This window comes from Novosphingobium sp. BAM6 (assembly GCF_057784955.1).
This window is the reverse complement of sequence record NZ_JBYNTR010000002.1, coordinates 663,967-679,242: the sequence shown is the minus strand read 5'-3', so window position 1 is coordinate 679,242 and position 15,276 is coordinate 663,967. Positions and strand designations below refer to the sequence as shown.

The following is a 15,276-nucleotide window of genomic DNA, read 5'->3' as shown; positions in this document are numbered from 1 at the left end:
GCGCTCCCGTCCGTACTCGATTACTGTGACTTCCTGAGCACCACGTACAGCGCACCTGCCCCGCCATGGCGGCGGTGCGCGCCCCGGATCGCGACGATCTGCCCGGCGTGCTCGCTCGCCCCCAGCCAGTCGACGATCTTGGCGCGGATCGCCCCGCGTCGGTCGCCCCGGTCCATGGCATCGACCGGGCGCGCCTTGCCCGTCACCACCAGCACCACGCGCGCGCCCATCGCCCGCGCCTGCGCCAGACCCAGCATCAGCCGCGCATAGGCGCTCTCGAGGTTCGATCCGTGCAGGTCGAGGCTGAAATCGGGCATCAGCGTACCCTTGGCGATGCGCCGCTCCCACGACCCGTCGAGATGGAGTTGCGGTTCGGTCTTTGCCGCGATCTTCACCGGCACCGGTTTGGGCGCGAGCGGCGGCGGAACCCTGCCCTGCACCTTGCGGGCGGGCTTGAGGGGGATATCCGAGGGCATGACCATGACCGGCACGTCTGCAGGCGGGGCGGACGGCGTTCTGGCGACCACCTTCTTGCGGCGCAGGGCAAGCGGCGTCACCGAGCGCGCGACGCGTGCCCAGTCTTCCGCCTCCTCCGCCGTCAGGTTCCGCCCCGGCCGTTTCACATCAGTGTCCCGAGACCTGGCCCGAGACCTGCCCAGCGGCCTGAAGCCGTGCGAGCGTGCCGACCGGCAGCAGCAGCAGCGCCCGGCCATGGCCGCTCATCCCGCCTGCCGTTACGGTCGCCTGCGCGCCTGCGCCCCAGAATGTGTCGAAGCGATTCGCGCCCTTGATCGCGCCGCCGGTATCCTGCGCCACCCACACCCCGCTCGCCTCGCGGCGGTCGAGATCGAGCCAGACCGGCGCGCCCAGCGGCACGAACTGCGGGTCTGCCGCGACCGAGACGTGCCCGCGCACCGGCACGCCCAGCGCGCCGAGCGGCCCGTCGCCCACGCGCTCGGCAAAGAACACCCACGACCGGTTCTGCTGCATCAGCAGGCGTCCGTCATCGGGGTGATCGTGGATGTAGCGCACGATCCCCTGCATCGAGCCGGGGTATTGTCCCGGCCCGGTGCCGATCAGCCCCTGCTGCGCCATCACCGAGCCGATGCCGGTATAGGGCCAGCCGTTCTGCCCGGCATAGCCGATGCGCATCACCGCGCCATCCGGCCCGACAAGACGCCCCGATCCCTGCACCTGCAGGAAGAAGAACGCGACCGGGTCCTGAACCCAGGCGATTTCCAGCCCGCGCCCGGCCAGCGCGCCGTTCTCGATCTGGGTGCGGTCGAAATAGGGCACGAACCGGCCCGTCTCGTCATAGCGCCCCAGCGGCATCTGCCCGCTGGCGGACGGGGTGGCGTCTCCCGGCTTTGCGCGCACCAGATCGGCAGGCATCGCATAGACCGGCGTGTCGTAGCCCGGAACATGGGTTCGCGATCCGGCGATCTCCGGCTCGAAGTAGCCGGTGGCGAAGGCCGTGCCCGGTCCCACCCGGTCGGCCTCGAAATACTGCGCGAAGAACTGCGGCGCCTGAGCCGGCGCCCATGTCGCCGCAGCAGCGCAGGCCGGTTGCCAGTCCTGCGGATGCGTCAGCCCGCTGACATCGGTGCGCGCCAGCAGCCGGGGGCAGCTCTCCCTGAACGAGGCAAGCGCTGCGGCGGCATCGGCGGCCTCCATCGGCAACGCGGCGACCGACGGCCCGGCGGCGACGCCCACCGACAGCGCATTGGCAGGCGGCGGCGGGAGCGGCTTCGACGGCGGCGGCGTGGTCGAAGGACCGCCCGGCGGCACGATATGCCCGCACGAGGCCAGCAGCGCCAGCAGCGCGGCAGCGATGCTTTTGCGGATGGGGCCCTTGCGGAACAGCCGCTTATCGGTGGCTCGCCCGTAGCGCGCCTGCATCGTCGATCCCATGGCGCCGATTGCCCCTGTCATTCCCTGTTCCCACAAACGCAGCGGGCCGCCCAAGGCGACCCGCTCGGTAATTTCCGAAATTGCACGTAAAGCATCGACCGGATCGGCCAGCGCCCCAGACCTCAGCCCTTAACCCTCGTCGGTTTCGTCGAGCAGCCAGTCGGGCGCGGGCGAATTGACGTTGCGCGCGAAAGTCCACACGTCGATCGAATCGATGGCATCGTCGAGCGAGCCTGCCACCACATGGCCTTCGGCATTGCGGGTGACGGCCGCAACGTCCGACTGGAAGCGCACGGTGATGCGTGCATAGCCGCTGTCGATCTCGGCCCCGGTAATGGCGCTTTCCTCGATGCGGATCAGGCGATTGTCCATCACCTCGCCCGCCTCGGCACGGGCATCGATGGCAGCGGCGAAGCTGGCGTAGACGTCATCGTCGCACAGGCTGCGCAGTTCGGCCTTGTCGCCCTTCCAGAAGGCTTCGAGGATCATGCGATAGGCACCGCGCGCGCCTTCGACGAAGGCGGCGGCATCGAAGCCGCGATCGGCCCCGGCAATCGCCACCAGCCCGCGCTCGACCGAGGCGGACACGCGCGGCATGTCGGGCCGGACAGCGGAGGCGGCACGCTCGGCCGGGGTCTTGTCCTGATGGCGGACCGGAAGCGGCAGGCGCGGCGCACCGGCGGGGCCACGCGGCTCCTGGAAGCGGCCCTGGATCGGCTCTTCCTCGTGCTCGGCACGGCGCCCCAGCACCGAGTAGAGACGCAGCCCCAGGAAGGCGGCGATCATGGCCAGAATCACGATTTCCACAGTCACGGCAGCAAAACCATCCCTTCTGTCCCGCGCGGGCAGCTGAGGATGGCTGGGCATCCCGCCCGCACGGCCTGTAAAATCGCACCCTTCCTCAGGTGCGCTTCCGGGATCAGTACCGAGTTCCCGGACGAGTCTTCATAGCCCCACATAGGTACGCTTGACAAATGAACAACGCGTGAGCGCAGTTGTCCGCAGTGTTTTTCGATAATGCACAGCGCACGAAAGCCATGCAGGTTCCCGTATCGCGCCGGTTGTTTCTTGGCGATTCATCGGGAAAATGCGCGCAACAGTGTTCCAAGCCTGCGCAAAATGCTCTAGTCGCGCCGGCTGACCTAACTGCAATCCAGCGGGAATCGAACCTCATGGCCGACGAAGGCAACGTCCTTTCCGATCTCAATCTCGACGCCGACAACCAGCCGGTGGCGGGCCTTATCGCCCAATACGTCAAGGATCTCTCGGTCGAGAACCCGAACGCGCCGCAGAGCTTCCAGTGGCAGGACGCGCCGCAGGTCGACGTTCAGTTCAACATCTCCTCGCGCGCCATCGAGACCGATGAAGTGCACGAGGTCGAACTGAAGATCACCGCGACCGCGCGCGCCGATGCAGGCACCGCCTATGTCGTCGACCTCGCCTATGGCGCGCTGGTCGGCATGCGTAACCTGCAGGAAGGCCAGGCCCACGCGTTCCTGTTCGCCGAGGCACCGCGTATCCTGTTCCCGTTCGCCCGCCGCGTGGTAGCCGATGCCGTGCGCGATGCCGGTTTCCCGCCGCTGCTGCTGGAGCCGATCGACTTCAACGGCCTCTACGCCCAGCAGCTTGCCGCACAGCAGGCAGGCGGCGACGTGGCCGGCCACGCCTGACCTGACACCGCCGGGGTTTCAGCGATGATGCCCCGGCGCCCTTTTCCGACGGAAATCCGTCAGACCTCATGAGCCTGACCCGATGAATCTGGCGAAATCGCTTGCCGGTGTCGGCGGGCTCACTCTGATCAGCCGCGTGCTCGGCCTGCTGCGCGACAGCCTGTTCGCCCGCTATGTCGGCGCCGGCTTCGCCTCGGACGCCTTTCTGCTCGCGTTCCGGCTGCCCAACATGTTCCGTTCGCTGTTCGCCGAAGGGGCCTTTGCCTCGGCGTTCATCCCGCTGTTCAACCAGAAGGCCGCCGACCCGGACGGCCCCGGCCTGAAGGCGGGCATCACCTTTGCCGAACAGGCGCTGTCGGTGCTGCTGCCGGTGCTGCTGGCGATGACGGTGCTGCTCGAAGTGCTGGCCTGGCCGATCACGCTGGCGCTGTCGGGCGGTTTCAACGGCGTCACGCCTGCCCAGTTCGACTTCGCGGTGGAACTCAGCCGCCTGACGATCCCCTATCTCGGCTTCATCAGCCTGACTTCGCTGTTCGGCAGCGTGCTCAATTCGATGAACAAGTTCTGGGTCAACGCCGCCGCACCGATCCTGCTGAACCTCACCCTGATCGTCGCGCTGCTGGCCTTCCACAGCCACGAACAGCTGATGACCGCGCGCAACCAGGCGATCGGCGTCTCGGTATCGGGCGCGCTCCAGCTGGGCTGGCTGATGTGGGCCTGCCGCGCCAACGGCGTCTCGATGCGCCTGCGCCTGCCGGTGTGGAATGCCGACGTGAAGAAGCTGCTGGCGCTGATCTGGCCCGCCGCTGCCGGGGCAGGCGCGATGCAGATCAACCTCGTGATCTCGAACTTCCTCGCCGCCGGTTTCCTCGCCCACGGCTCGGTCACGTATATCTACATGGCCGACCGCCTGAACCAGCTGCCGCTGGGCCTGATCGGCATCGGCCTTGGCACCGTGCTGCTGCCCACGATCTCGCGACAGCTGGGTGCGGGGCAGGAGGCGGACGCGATGACCACGCAGAACCGCGGCATGGAACTGGCGCTGCTGCTCACCCTGCCCGCCTGCGTGGCGCTCGTGCTGTGCGGCCGCCCGATCGCCGCCGCGCTGTTCGGCTACGGCAAGTTCGACCCCACCGACGTCACCCGCACCGCACAGGCGCTTGCCGCGTTCTCGATCGGCCTGCCCAGCTACATCCTCGTCAAGGTGCTGACCCCCGGCTTCTACGCCCGTCAGGACACGAAGACGCCGGTGCGCTATGCGATGATCTCGATCGGGCTCAATATCGCGCTCAACCTCGCGCTGATCGTGCCGCTGCAGCACATGGGACCGCCGCTGGCGACTGCGCTGTCGTCCACGGTCAATGTGCTGATGCTCTACCTGACGCTGGTGCGGCGCGGGCATTTCCAGGCCGATGCGCGCCTGCGCCGCCGGGCTCCGCGCCTTGCCGTCGCCGCGCTGCTGATGGGCGCCGCGCTGTGGTTCGCGCAGGACTGGATGATGCCCTATACCCACGGGACGTGGCTGGTGCGCGGCCTTGCGCTGGCGGTACTGGTCGGCGCGGGCTGCGTGGTCTATGGCCTCGCCACCGTGCTTTCGGGCGCCTTCACCCGCGACGACCTCGCCCTGCTGCGGCGCCGCCGCGCCTGAACGCCTGACACTCAGACGCCCGCACCCAGACGACAGACACATAGAAGAAGAAGCGAACCACCCATGCGTATCCTCTCCGGCATCCAGCCCACCGGCAATCTGCACCTCGGCAACTACCTTGGGGCGATCCGCAACTGGGTGCTCATGCAGGACGAGATTTCCGCGCAAGGCGGCACCTGCCTCTACTTCCTGGCCGATCTCCACGCGATCTCGATGCCGCACGATCCGGCCACGCTGTCCGCCAACACGCGCGAGATGGTGGCGGCGCTGGTCGCCTGCGGGCTCGATCCCGACCGCTCGATCCTGTTCAACCAGGCGCAGGTCCCCCAGCACGCCGAGCTGCAATGGCTGCTCAACGGCACCGCGCGCACCGGCTGGCTGAACCGCATGACGCAGTGGAAGGACAAGGCGGGCAAGAACCGCGAGGGTGCCTCGGTGGCGCTCTACACCTATCCGGTGCTCCAGGCCGCCGACGTGCTGCTCTACCAGTCCACCCACGTCCCGGTGGGCGAGGACCAGAAGCAGCACCTCGAACTGGCACGCGACATCGCTCAGAAGTTCAACAACGACTTCGCGACAGAGGAGAACCCGGTGTTCACCCTGCCCGCGCCGATGATCCCGCCCGAAGCCGCGCGAATCATGTCGCTGCGCGATGCCTCGGGCAAGATGAGCAAGTCCGACCCCTCGGACATGAGCCGCATCAACCTGACCGACGATGCCGACACGATCATGCAGAAGGTCAAGAAGGCCAAGACCGATCCCGAACCGCTGCCCTCGGAGATCGCAGGGCTTGAAGGCCGCGCCGAGGCGAAGAACCTCGTGGCGATCTATGCCGCGATGTCGGGCTCGACCATCGAGCAGATCCTGACCGATTTCGGCGGCGCGGGCTTCGGCACGTTCAAGCCTGCGCTGGGCGAACTGCTGGTGGAGCGCCTCGCGCCGATCAACGCGCGCTTCGTGGAACTGCGCCAGGACCGCACCGCGCTCGACGCGATCTTGCGCAAGGGTGCCGAGAAGGCCCGCGCCCTCGCCGTGCCGACGCTGGAGCGCACTTACGAGGCGCTGGGGCTGGTTCGGGGCTGAGGCTGAGCGGCGACAGCGCAGACTTGTGATCGAACCGGACAAGGCGCATCATCCCGCCATGTCCGCTTCGACACTATCGAGCGCAAACCTGCCGCCTGTCCCCGTAACGCTGGAACAGGCCGAGGCTGCGTTTATCGTAAGCGCCGTGCAGAAGGTGTTCGGTGACGATGTGGTCCTTCGCCATTACGGCACACGGACTGAGGATTTGGCCCTGCATGTCGAAACGGCATCCAAGGACGACAATCTCAAGCCCTACGATTGTCTCGGAATCCTGATGACCCGGATCGACAGGCCGATCCATATCGAGGTCAGCCGTTCCGGCGACCGGGTCAAAGGCAGTGCCAAACTGGCCTATCGATACGGCGTCGTTCTCTACGCACCGCCTGCAGAGCAGCCGTAAAACCAAAGGCTTATAAAAAAAGCCCCTCACCCCAGCAGCTTCACCCGGCGGCGCTTCCACGGCTCTGCCAGCATCGACACCGCCCCCAGCGCTTCCAGCCCTGCGCGGTCGGTCTTGTGGTCGCCTGCGATCAGCAGGCCGAACACGCGGGCCACGCTCCAGTCGGGGCACGGGCGCGCGACGAGCCTCATCGGCTCTCCGGCGACCGCCTCGCCCTCCTCTATCACGCGGTAGTACCAGCCGGGGCGGCGCGCGCGGATCATCGCGGCGTTGATCCGCGCGCCGTCGAAGCGGTGATCGAGCTTCCAGCACGGCTGGCGCCCCTGGCTGACCTCGACCAGCGCACTGCCCAGCCGCCAGCGATCGCCGATGCAGACCTCGCCTTCGGTCAGGCCCGTGGTCGACACGTTCTCTCCGAACGCACCCGGCATCGCGAGATGGCCGTGATCGCCGATCGCCTCGCGCCAGAAGGCGTAGTGATCGTGGGGATAGTGGTGGATCGCCTTGTCCTGCCCGCCATGGACCGACAGATCGGCCTGCTCGTCGCCCTCCAGCCCGAGAAACGTCACGCGCACAGGCCCCGTGACCGGCGCCTTGGCGATGGCGCTCGGCTCATCGGCGTTGCGGAACGGACGGACCTTGCCGGTCGCCAGCGAAATAAGGGGTACGGGACTCGTCATCGTGCCCCCTTATTCCTACATAGTGCCCACCTGCTCAAGACGCCTGCGGACTGGTCGTTTGCGCTGAACAGATGGTGAGCGCACCGGTTCGGCCTGTCGCATTTCCATTTCGTTCAAGCGCTATTCAGCCCGTTGATTTTACGGCAGGATGGCAAGAATCGAGGGCCGCGCCCGGCGGAGGCGTTTCATGGGGCTCTTCGGGCTCGTGGAGTGACCGGATTATGAGGACTGATACCAATTCCCCGCTGGCAAGGCTGAGGCTGTTCGCCGCCGCCGTGCTGTTCATGGCCGTGGCCGCCTGCGCCGCGCCCTTCCATGCCGATGTTTCGCGCTTCCGCACCCAGTTGCCGACGCCCGAAGGCCAGACTTTCGCGGTCGTCGCCGACGATCCCAAGCTGGTCGGCGGTCTGGAATTCGCGCAGTACGCCGGTGTCGTGACCGACCACCTGACCAAGCTGGGCTATGCCCCGGTGCAGGATCCCGCCAAGGCGACGATGATCGTGCGCTTCAGCTACGGCGTCGACGATGGCCGTGAGCGCGTGCAGAGCACGCCTTCGCCCTACTTCGGCCCGTGGTACGGCTATCGCGGCGGCTGGGGTCGCTTCGGTGGCTGGGGCGGCGGCTGGGGCGGCCCGTGGCGCTTTGGCATGTACGACCCGTGGTTTGACGGCGGCGTGCAGTCCTACACCATCTACACCAGCAAGATTTCGCTGAAGATCGACCGTGCCGTTGACGGACAGCGCCTTTTCGAAGGCCATGCCGAGGCCCTGTCGACCTCCAATCGCCTGCAGTATCTGGTCCCGAATCTGGTCGACGCAATGTTTACCGGATTTCCCGGGAACTCTGGGGAGACCGTGCGCATTACGGTCGCGCCAGAGAAAAAGTAACTGACAGGCTCCCCCTGCGAAGCGGGAGACACCGAGGGACGGGTCCGTTGACGAGGCGGGCCCGTCCTTTTTGTTTGCCTGCTCTCTTTTTGGGCAGACGGTGGCGACCTACATGAAAGGTCGTGATACGCCCCTGCCGTGTTGCGGCCACATTGGCCCCGCATGCGGTGAGGCGACATTTCGGGGCAACAGGAGAGCGCCAGTCAGGCCGCCCGGCAACGAGCAGGCCCGACGCGGAAAAAGGCAGCGAACAGGGCAGATGTACAATTTCATGGCCATCCTCTCGCAGCTCTTCTGGGGCGTGACGATCGGCGCGCTGAGCGCCGCGTTCACCGCCATCGGGCAAGGGCTGGCCGTGGCCTTCGGCATCGGCGGGCTCGGCTGGTGGGGCCTGCGCCACCATCGCAAGGGCCGCGACAAGAAGCGCGACTGAGGCGCCTGCAGCAGCATTTGAGCTGGCTGGACCGAATCTAAGCCTTCCAGGTGCCTGGTTGCCGCACTTTCCCAGCCTCCCGGTAATTTCCCCCATGGGAAAACGCCCCGGCGAAACGGTAGCGAACCTTGACCGGTACGGCGCGCAGGCTATCGGCATCGGCTGGTGGAGCGCCTTCGATCAGGCGCCCCTCAGTTACAGGGGCTTTGCATGACCGACGACACCAATCACAGCCCAACCAACGACAGCCCGACCAATAACAGCCCAACCGGGCACGACCCCGAGCGCCGTCCCAACCGCGCCGGGTGCCTGATCCTCGCGCTCGGCGGGCTGGTGCTGTTTCTGGTAATCGCGATCCCGATGGCGAGCAAGTTCGCCGGGTAAGAGCGCTTTCCGGCGCTCACTCCCCCGGTTCTTCAGTTCCCCAGCGCGACCACGCCGCCGGTCGAGCCGAAGCCGCCCTCGCCGCGATCGGTCGCGTCCAGCTCCTCGACTTCCATCCAGCTGGCCCGGCTGACGGGCGCCAGCACCAGTTGCGCCACGCGGTCGCCGCGCACGATGGCGAAGGGCTCGGCGCCGTGGTTGATCAGGATGACCTTCAGCTCGCCGCGATAGTCCGAATCGATGGTGCCCGGCGCATTGGGCACGCTGATCCCGTGCTTGAGCGCGAGGCCGGAGCGCGGACGCACCTGGATCTCGAAGCCGTGAGGGATCGCGAAGGCAAGGCCGGTGGCGACCGCATGGCGCGCACCGGGGGCCAGCGTCACGTCCTCGGCCGAAACCACGTCCATGCCCGCCGCCCCGCTGGTGGCATAGACCGGCAGCGCCAGCCCCTGCCCGTGCTCCAGCACTTTCACGCGCACGGGGATAGTGTCAGGGGTGTGCATCGGTCGTCCTTCTTGTGTCTGAAATCGTTTCGGCAATTCGGGCCACCAGCGCGCGGGCGACTTCGCCCTTCGGCATTTCCGGCAGGCTCAGCACGCCTTCGCCGGACACGATATGCACGGTATTGGCATCGCCGCCCATGACATCGCCCGAGACGTCGTTGGCGACAATCCAGTCGGCGCCCTTGCGCGCCCGCTTGGCGGCGGCATGGGAAAGCACATCGTTGGTCTCTGCCGCGAAGCCCACCACCAGCGCGGGTCGGCGCGGCGAGGCGCAGAGCGTGGCGAGGATATCCGGGTTCTCGGCGAGCACCAGCGGCGGCGGCACACGATTCGCGGCATCCCCCTGCTTCTTGATCTTCTGGCCGGAAACTTCCGCCGCGCGCCAGTCCGCCACGGCCGCCACCATCACCGCGATGTCGGCAGGCAACGCCGCCTCGACCGCCGCGAGCATCTCTCGCGCGCTTTCCACGTCCACGCGGGTCACACCCGGCGGCGTCGGCAGCGTGACGGGGCCTGCGACCAGCGTCACGTGTGCGCCCGCCTCGGCAGCGGCAGCGGCGATGGCAAAGCCCTGTTTGCCCGACGAGCGGTTGGCGATGTAGCGCACCGGATCGATCGGCTCATGCGTCGGCCCGGCGGTCACGAGCACATGGTGCCCGCTGAGCGGCCCGTCGGCAGGCGGAATGAACAAGTCGATCGCGCCCGGATCGCTCGACGCCGCGCCGCGCGCCTCGCCCTTGGCCGCCAGCAGCGAATCGCGGCCAGCCATCGCAGGCTGTGCAGATGCGCGGCCGACATGCGCACCGGTGAGACCGCCCAGCCCGCTATCGGCATCCGTACCCTCATTACCCGGTACGCCGGGGCCGCCCGGCACCGGCGCGATGTCCACCGGACCAAGGCCCAGACTCCAGGCGATGCGCTGCCAGATCTTGTCAGGATCGGGGAGACGGCCGGGACCATATTCGCCGCAGGCCATCGTGCCCTCGTCAGGCTCCATCACGTCGACGCCCGCGCTGCGCAGCACCTGCACGTTGCGGGTCGTCGCCGCGTGCTGCCACATGCGCACGTTCATCGCAGGCACCGCCAGCACCGGCTTGTCGGTGGCGAGCAGCAGCGTGGTCGCCAGATCGTCGGCAATGCCGTGCGCCATCTTGGCCATCATGTCCGCCGTCGCCGGGCACACAACCACCAGATCGGCCTCGCGGCTCAACTGGATATGCCCCATCTCGACCTCGTTCTTGAGATCGAACAGCGTGGTATAGACCGGCCGCTCGGACAGCGCGCCAAGGCTGAGCGGCGTGACGAACTGCGTCCCCGCCTCGGTGACGACGCAGGTGACGGAGCCGCCTTCCTTGCGGATGGCACGCACCAGTTCGCAGGCCTTGTAGGCCGCAATACCGCCGCCGACGACGAGGAGAATCCGGGGACCGCTCATGGCTTTGGCTTGTGCCTCAGGCCCGAAGGGAGAGCAATGGCCACCGGGTGTGCACACCCTGCCGCACCGTCAGCCCCAGTGCATCCACGCCAGCACGCCCCAGGTTGCGAGGCCGCCGGCGATCACCGAGGCGACGTAGGCGGGCCAGCGCGTACCTTCGCGGCGGCGGGCCATCATGCGGTCCCAGACCAGCTCGACCTCGGGCAGCGGCGCCTGTTCGGGCGCACCGCCCTTGGGCGGGAACTTCTCCTCGATGCGGCGCACCAGATCGGGCAGGCGCATGAGCAGGTTCAGGTCTTCGCGCAGGCGGTCGGCGATCTTGGCCTCGGGGCCGAGTTCGTCGCGCAGCCATTCCTTCACGAAGGGGCTGGCGACGTCCCACATGTTGATCTGCGGATCGAGCGCGGTGGCGAGGCCTTCGACCATCACCATCGTCTTTTGCAGCAGCAGCAGATGCGGCTGGACCTGCATGTCGAAATCGCGGGTGATCGCGAACAGCCCGTCGAGCATCGCGCCGACCGAAAGCTCGGACACCGGCTTGCCGCGCATCGGCTCGCCCACGGCGCGCAGCGCGGTCGCGAACTCTTCCACCGTGTGGTAGCTCGGCACGTACTGCGCCTCGAAGTGGATCTCGGCCACGCGGCGATAGTTGCCGGTGGTCAGGCCATAGAGGATCTCGGCCAGCCACAGCCGCGCCTGCCGGTTGATCCGCCCCATGATGCCGAAATCGATCGCGACGATCTCGGGCGCCTCGGGCGTGCCTTTCACGAACAGGTTGCCCTGATGCATGTCGGCGTGGAAGAACCCAGCCGAGATCGCCTGCGTCAGGAAGGTCAGCACCAGCCGCCGCGCCAGCGCAGGCATGTCGTGCCCAGCGGCCCGCAGCGCCTCGACCTGGCTCATCTTGATACCGTCGATCCATTCGAGCGTCAGCACCGAGCCAGCCGTGCGGTCCCAGTCGATATCGGGGACGCGGTAGCCCTCGATCCCCTCCATCACGTCGGCCAGTTCGGACGCCGAGGCGGCTTCGCGACGCAGGTCGAACTCGCGCAGGGTCCAGCGCTTGAGATTGGCAATCACCGCACGCGGGCGCAGGCGCGCGGCCTCCGCCCCGAAGGCTTCGAGATGCGCCGCCGCCCACTCATAAGTCTCGACATCGCGCGAGAACTGCTCGCGGATGCCGGGGCGCAGCACCTTGACCGCCACCGCGCGGCCGTCGCGCGTCACCGCACGGTGGACCTGCGCGATCGAGGCGGCGCCGACCGGCTCTTCCTCGATGCTGGCGTAGACCTCACCGATCGGGCGGCCGAAGCTGCTTTCGATCCGCGTCTTGATATCTGCGAAGGGCACCGGCGGCAGGCTGTCCTGCAACAGCAGCAGGTTGCGCGCGGGGCCTTCACCGACCAGATCGGGGCGCGTCGCCAGGGCCTGCCCCAGCTTGATCGCGGCAGGACCGATCTCCTGGAACGCCCCCGCGTAATCGGGCTCGGCAGGCTGGCGCGTGCCGAAGCGGGCAAGACGGCACAGCCGCTTGACCGTCATCGGCGCGTTGCGGTCGTTCTCGATGCCGCGCAGTGCGCCGTGCCGCGCGAGGATGCGGCCCCAGCGATAGAGGCGCCAGAAATGCGTGATGCGGGGCGTCATGCCGGTGCCGTCAGACCTTCCAGCCCGAATGGATCGCGACCAGACCGCCCAGAATCGGCTCGACCTTGGTGTGCTTGAAACCGGCCTTGCGGATCATGCTCTCGAACTCGGGCATCGGCGGGAAGCGGCGGATCGATTCGATCAGGTAGCGGTACGATTCGGCATCGCCTGCGATCATGCTGCCCAGCTTGGGCACCAGCTTGTGCGAATAGGCATCGTAGACTTCCTTGAAGCCCGGCCATTCGGTCGTCGAGAACTCAAGGCAGAAGAAACGCCCGCCGAACTTGAGCACGCGGTGCGCCTCGCCCAGCGCCTGCTGGACATGGGTGACGTTACGAATGCCGAACGCAATCGTGTAGGCATCGAAGATGCGATTTTCGAAGGTCAGTTCCTCGGCGTTCTGGCGCGACCATACGAGGCTGTCGAGCCCACGCTCCATCGCTCGCTCGATACCGACGTCGAGCATGTCCTGATTGATGTCCGACACGGTAATCGAAGCGCCGTGCGCGGCCATGCGGAAGGCGATATCGCCGGTGCCGCCTGCCATGTCGAGGATCTGCTCGCCTTCGCGCGGCTTCACCCGGCGCACGAACTTGTCCTTCCACAAACGGTGCATGCCGCCCGACATGGCATCGTTCATCACGTCGTACTTGCGTGCGACGGAAGAGAAGATCGCGCCGACGCGCCCTTCCTTCTCCTCGGGGTCGATGTCTTCGTAACCGAAGGAAACCTTTTCGCTCATGCGGGATGCCTTAGGCGGGTTTGGCGCGGGAGCAAAGGGGGCGGGCAGCGTTTGCCGGAAAATGCCCGACGGGCCTTATCCTGCTTCCGGCATCTACTCCCTCCTCACGATCTGGCAGAGGCCGGGGCCACACCTTATATAGCGCCCCACGATGCCAGAACTTCCCGAAGTCGAAACCACCGTGCGCGGCCTTGCGCGCTTTCTCGATGGCGAGCGGATCGCCCGCGTCACGCTGAACCGCGCGGACCTTCGCCGCCCCTTCCCTGCCGATCTCGTCCAGACGCTCACCGGCGCGCGGGTGACGGGCATGGGGCGGCGCGCCAAGTACGGCCTGATCGAGACCGACCGCGAGCGCACCATGGTGTTCCACCTCGGCATGTCCGGGCGCTGGCGGATCGAACCCGAAAAGCCCGACAGGCACGATCACCTCGTGCTGGAGACAGGCTCGGGCCATATCCTCGCCCTGAACGACGCGCGGCGATTCGGCTCGGTCGATCTGGTCGAAACCGCCGCGCTCGATGCCTGGGGGCCGTTCGCCGCGCTTGGCCCGGAGCCGCTGGGCGATGGCCTGACTGCCCTCCACCTCCACACCGCGTTCGCCGGACGACTCGCCCCGGTCAAGCAGATGCTGCTCGACCAGAGCGTGGTCGCAGGGTTGGGGAATATCTATGTCTGTGAGGCGCTGTTCCGCTCCGGCATCCGCCCGGACAAGGCAGCGGGCAAAGTCAGCCGTGCGGCGCTGGAGCGACTCGTGCCCGCGATTCGCGCCGTCCTGTCCGAATCGATCGCGGCAGGCGGCTCCACGATCAAGGATTACGCCCAGCCCAGCGGCGAACTGGGCTATTTCGCGGCGTCCTGGCAAGTCTATGGGCGCGAAGGGCTCGCCTGCGGCTGCGGCACCCCGATTCTGCGCTTCGTTCAGGGTGGGCGCAGCACCTTCTGGTGCCGGAAATGCCAGAAGTAGGCGGGTTTCGGTCCACTTTCCGGTCATCCCGGCGCTTGACGAAAACCCCCACCATCGGTAAGGGGCGCGCTTTCCGGCGAGACAGCTCGCCATACCGGATCAACCAGGCAGGGGCCGCCCGGCGGCCAGATACGAGGATTTTCGATGGCCAATACGCCGCAAGCCCGCAAGCGCATCCGTCGCAACGACCGCCGTGCGCTCATCAACACCAACCGTCTCAGCCGCATCCGCACCTTCGTGAAGAAGGTCGAAGCGGCGCTCGAGGGTGGCGACAAGACCGCCGCCGCTGCCGCGCTCAAGGAAGCGCAGCCCGAGCTGGCACGTGGTGTTGCGCGCGGCGTGCTCCACAAGAACACCGTGGCGCGCAAGATGTCGCGCCTCACCAAGCGCGTCGCCGCTCTCTGATTCGCCGCCGTCCGGAAACGGACGGGTGATTCGGGACCGACGATCCACGCGCTGACCGCTGCTCCGGCAGCGGGACAGGTACGGATAGAGAACGGAGCTGAAGAGCAATCTTCAGCTCCGTTTTTTTGCGCCTGCGATGCTGCATGTGCGTTGTCTTCGAAATGTAAGGAAACCCGCCGATTCCCTGTGTCCACTTTTGTGATTCGGAAACGGATCAATCACAACCACATGAAAAATTGGGATAATTTTCCACAATCGCGGATTTCCGTCAGATGACATGAGTCAACCGCGATAATTTTTTTTATTTGGGGAGGACCGTATTGCGCCCCGGCTCAAGCGCTCCCTAAAAGGACCTCGGCCGTTGCGGAACGTGCCGGGGAATCACCGACCAGAATCAAGTCAGAAACAGGAAACGGGCGCTGCGAACTCGCGTTTGCGGCACGGGATCGTTTTTGCTTCGTGAAAGGTTGGTGGGTGCCCGTTCCGC

General features: G+C 66.8%; 17 protein-coding genes. 9 read left to right on the top strand and 8 right to left on the bottom strand.

What is annotated here, in order from left to right; translation table 11 throughout:
• Positions 1-20 precede the first annotated feature (20 nt).
• From AC3EC3_RS11855 to AC3EC3_RS11845, 3 genes are all read right to left on the bottom strand, one after another.
• Positions 21-623 carry a Smr/MutS family protein gene (locus AC3EC3_RS11855; RefSeq protein WP_488489796.1) on the bottom strand — a complete coding sequence of 201 codons (603 nt, stop codon included), beginning with the start codon at positions 621-623 and terminating at the stop codon, positions 21-23.
• A 1-nt stretch (position 624) separates the two neighbouring features.
• Positions 625-1,932, bottom strand: a complete 1,308-nt coding sequence (mltA, locus tag AC3EC3_RS11850) for a murein transglycosylase A (RefSeq protein ID WP_488489795.1) — start codon at positions 1,930-1,932, stop codon at positions 625-627.
• Positions 1,933-2,040: 108 nt separating this feature from the next.
• Entirely contained in the window at positions 2,041-2,724 is a 684-nt protein-coding gene (locus tag AC3EC3_RS11845) for a Tim44/TimA family putative adaptor protein (protein WP_488489794.1), read from the bottom strand.
• A gap of 359 nt (positions 2,725-3,083) precedes the next feature.
• Here AC3EC3_RS11845 and secB point away from each other — a divergent pair, with 359 nt between their 5' ends.
• From secB to AC3EC3_RS11825, 4 genes are all read left to right on the top strand, one after another.
• Positions 3,084-3,581, top strand: a complete 498-nt coding sequence (gene secB, locus AC3EC3_RS11840) for a protein-export chaperone SecB (RefSeq protein WP_260924766.1) — start codon at positions 3,084-3,086, stop codon at positions 3,579-3,581.
• A gap of 82 nt (positions 3,582-3,663) precedes the next feature.
• Positions 3,664-5,229, top strand: coding sequence for a murein biosynthesis integral membrane protein MurJ (gene murJ / locus AC3EC3_RS11835; RefSeq protein WP_260924768.1), 1,566 nt, complete (start codon positions 3,664-3,666; stop codon positions 5,227-5,229).
• Between the two features lie 63 nt (positions 5,230-5,292).
• On the top strand, positions 5,293-6,312 hold the full coding sequence (gene trpS / locus AC3EC3_RS11830) for a tryptophan--tRNA ligase (RefSeq protein WP_488489793.1): 1,020 nt from the start codon (positions 5,293-5,295) through the stop codon (positions 6,310-6,312).
• 58 nt (positions 6,313-6,370) lie between these two features.
• Positions 6,371-6,712 (top strand): hypothetical protein, encoded by a 342-nt coding sequence (locus AC3EC3_RS11825; protein ID WP_488489792.1) that lies wholly within the window; start codon positions 6,371-6,373, stop codon positions 6,710-6,712.
• 26 nt (positions 6,713-6,738) lie between these two features.
• Here the strand turns inward: AC3EC3_RS11825 and AC3EC3_RS11820 are convergent, their stop codons facing one another.
• Positions 6,739-7,392 (bottom strand): MOSC domain-containing protein, encoded by a 654-nt coding sequence (locus AC3EC3_RS11820; RefSeq protein ID WP_488489791.1) that lies wholly within the window; start codon positions 7,390-7,392, stop codon positions 6,739-6,741.
• Between the two features lie 221 nt (positions 7,393-7,613).
• Between AC3EC3_RS11820 and AC3EC3_RS11815 the strand changes: the two genes are divergently transcribed.
• From AC3EC3_RS11815 to AC3EC3_RS11805, 3 genes are all read left to right on the top strand, one after another.
• A complete protein-coding gene (locus tag AC3EC3_RS11815) occupies positions 7,614-8,279 on the top strand; it encodes a DUF4136 domain-containing protein (protein ID WP_488489790.1) in 666 nt (221 codons plus the stop codon).
• A gap of 259 nt (positions 8,280-8,538) precedes the next feature.
• Positions 8,539-8,712, top strand: a complete 174-nt coding sequence (locus AC3EC3_RS11810; RefSeq protein WP_488489789.1) for a hypothetical protein — start codon at positions 8,539-8,541, stop codon at positions 8,710-8,712.
• A gap of 210 nt (positions 8,713-8,922) precedes the next feature.
• A complete protein-coding gene (locus AC3EC3_RS11805; protein WP_488489788.1) occupies positions 8,923-9,096 on the top strand; it encodes a hypothetical protein in 174 nt (57 codons plus the stop codon).
• Between the two features lie 32 nt (positions 9,097-9,128).
• Here the strand turns inward: AC3EC3_RS11805 and dut are convergent, their stop codons facing one another.
• From dut to AC3EC3_RS11785, 4 genes are all read right to left on the bottom strand, one after another.
• A complete protein-coding gene (gene dut / locus AC3EC3_RS11800) occupies positions 9,129-9,599 on the bottom strand; it encodes a dUTP diphosphatase (protein WP_488489787.1) in 471 nt (156 codons plus the stop codon).
• A complete protein-coding gene (locus tag AC3EC3_RS11795) occupies positions 9,586-11,034 on the bottom strand; it encodes a bifunctional phosphopantothenoylcysteine decarboxylase/phosphopantothenate synthase (protein WP_488489786.1) in 1,449 nt (482 codons plus the stop codon). Before AC3EC3_RS11795 ends, dut begins: the two co-directional genes overlap by 14 nt.
• Positions 11,035-11,103: 69 nt before the next feature.
• Positions 11,104-12,678, bottom strand: coding sequence for a 2-polyprenylphenol 6-hydroxylase (gene ubiB, locus AC3EC3_RS11790; protein WP_488489785.1), 1,575 nt, complete (start codon positions 12,676-12,678; stop codon positions 11,104-11,106).
• Positions 12,679-12,688: 10 nt separating this feature from the next.
• Positions 12,689-13,420 carry a class I SAM-dependent methyltransferase gene (locus AC3EC3_RS11785; RefSeq protein WP_488489784.1) on the bottom strand — a complete coding sequence of 244 codons (732 nt, stop codon included), beginning with the start codon at positions 13,418-13,420 and terminating at the stop codon, positions 12,689-12,691.
• 151 nt (positions 13,421-13,571) lie between these two features.
• Between AC3EC3_RS11785 and mutM the strand changes: the two genes are divergently transcribed.
• Positions 13,572-14,384 (top strand): bifunctional DNA-formamidopyrimidine glycosylase/DNA-(apurinic or apyrimidinic site) lyase, encoded by an 813-nt coding sequence (mutM, locus tag AC3EC3_RS11780; protein WP_488489783.1) that lies wholly within the window; start codon positions 13,572-13,574, stop codon positions 14,382-14,384.
• A gap of 144 nt (positions 14,385-14,528) precedes the next feature.
• A complete protein-coding gene (gene rpsT / locus AC3EC3_RS11775; protein WP_260924799.1) occupies positions 14,529-14,789 on the top strand; it encodes a 30S ribosomal protein S20 in 261 nt (86 codons plus the stop codon).
• Positions 14,790-15,276 lie beyond the last annotated feature (487 nt).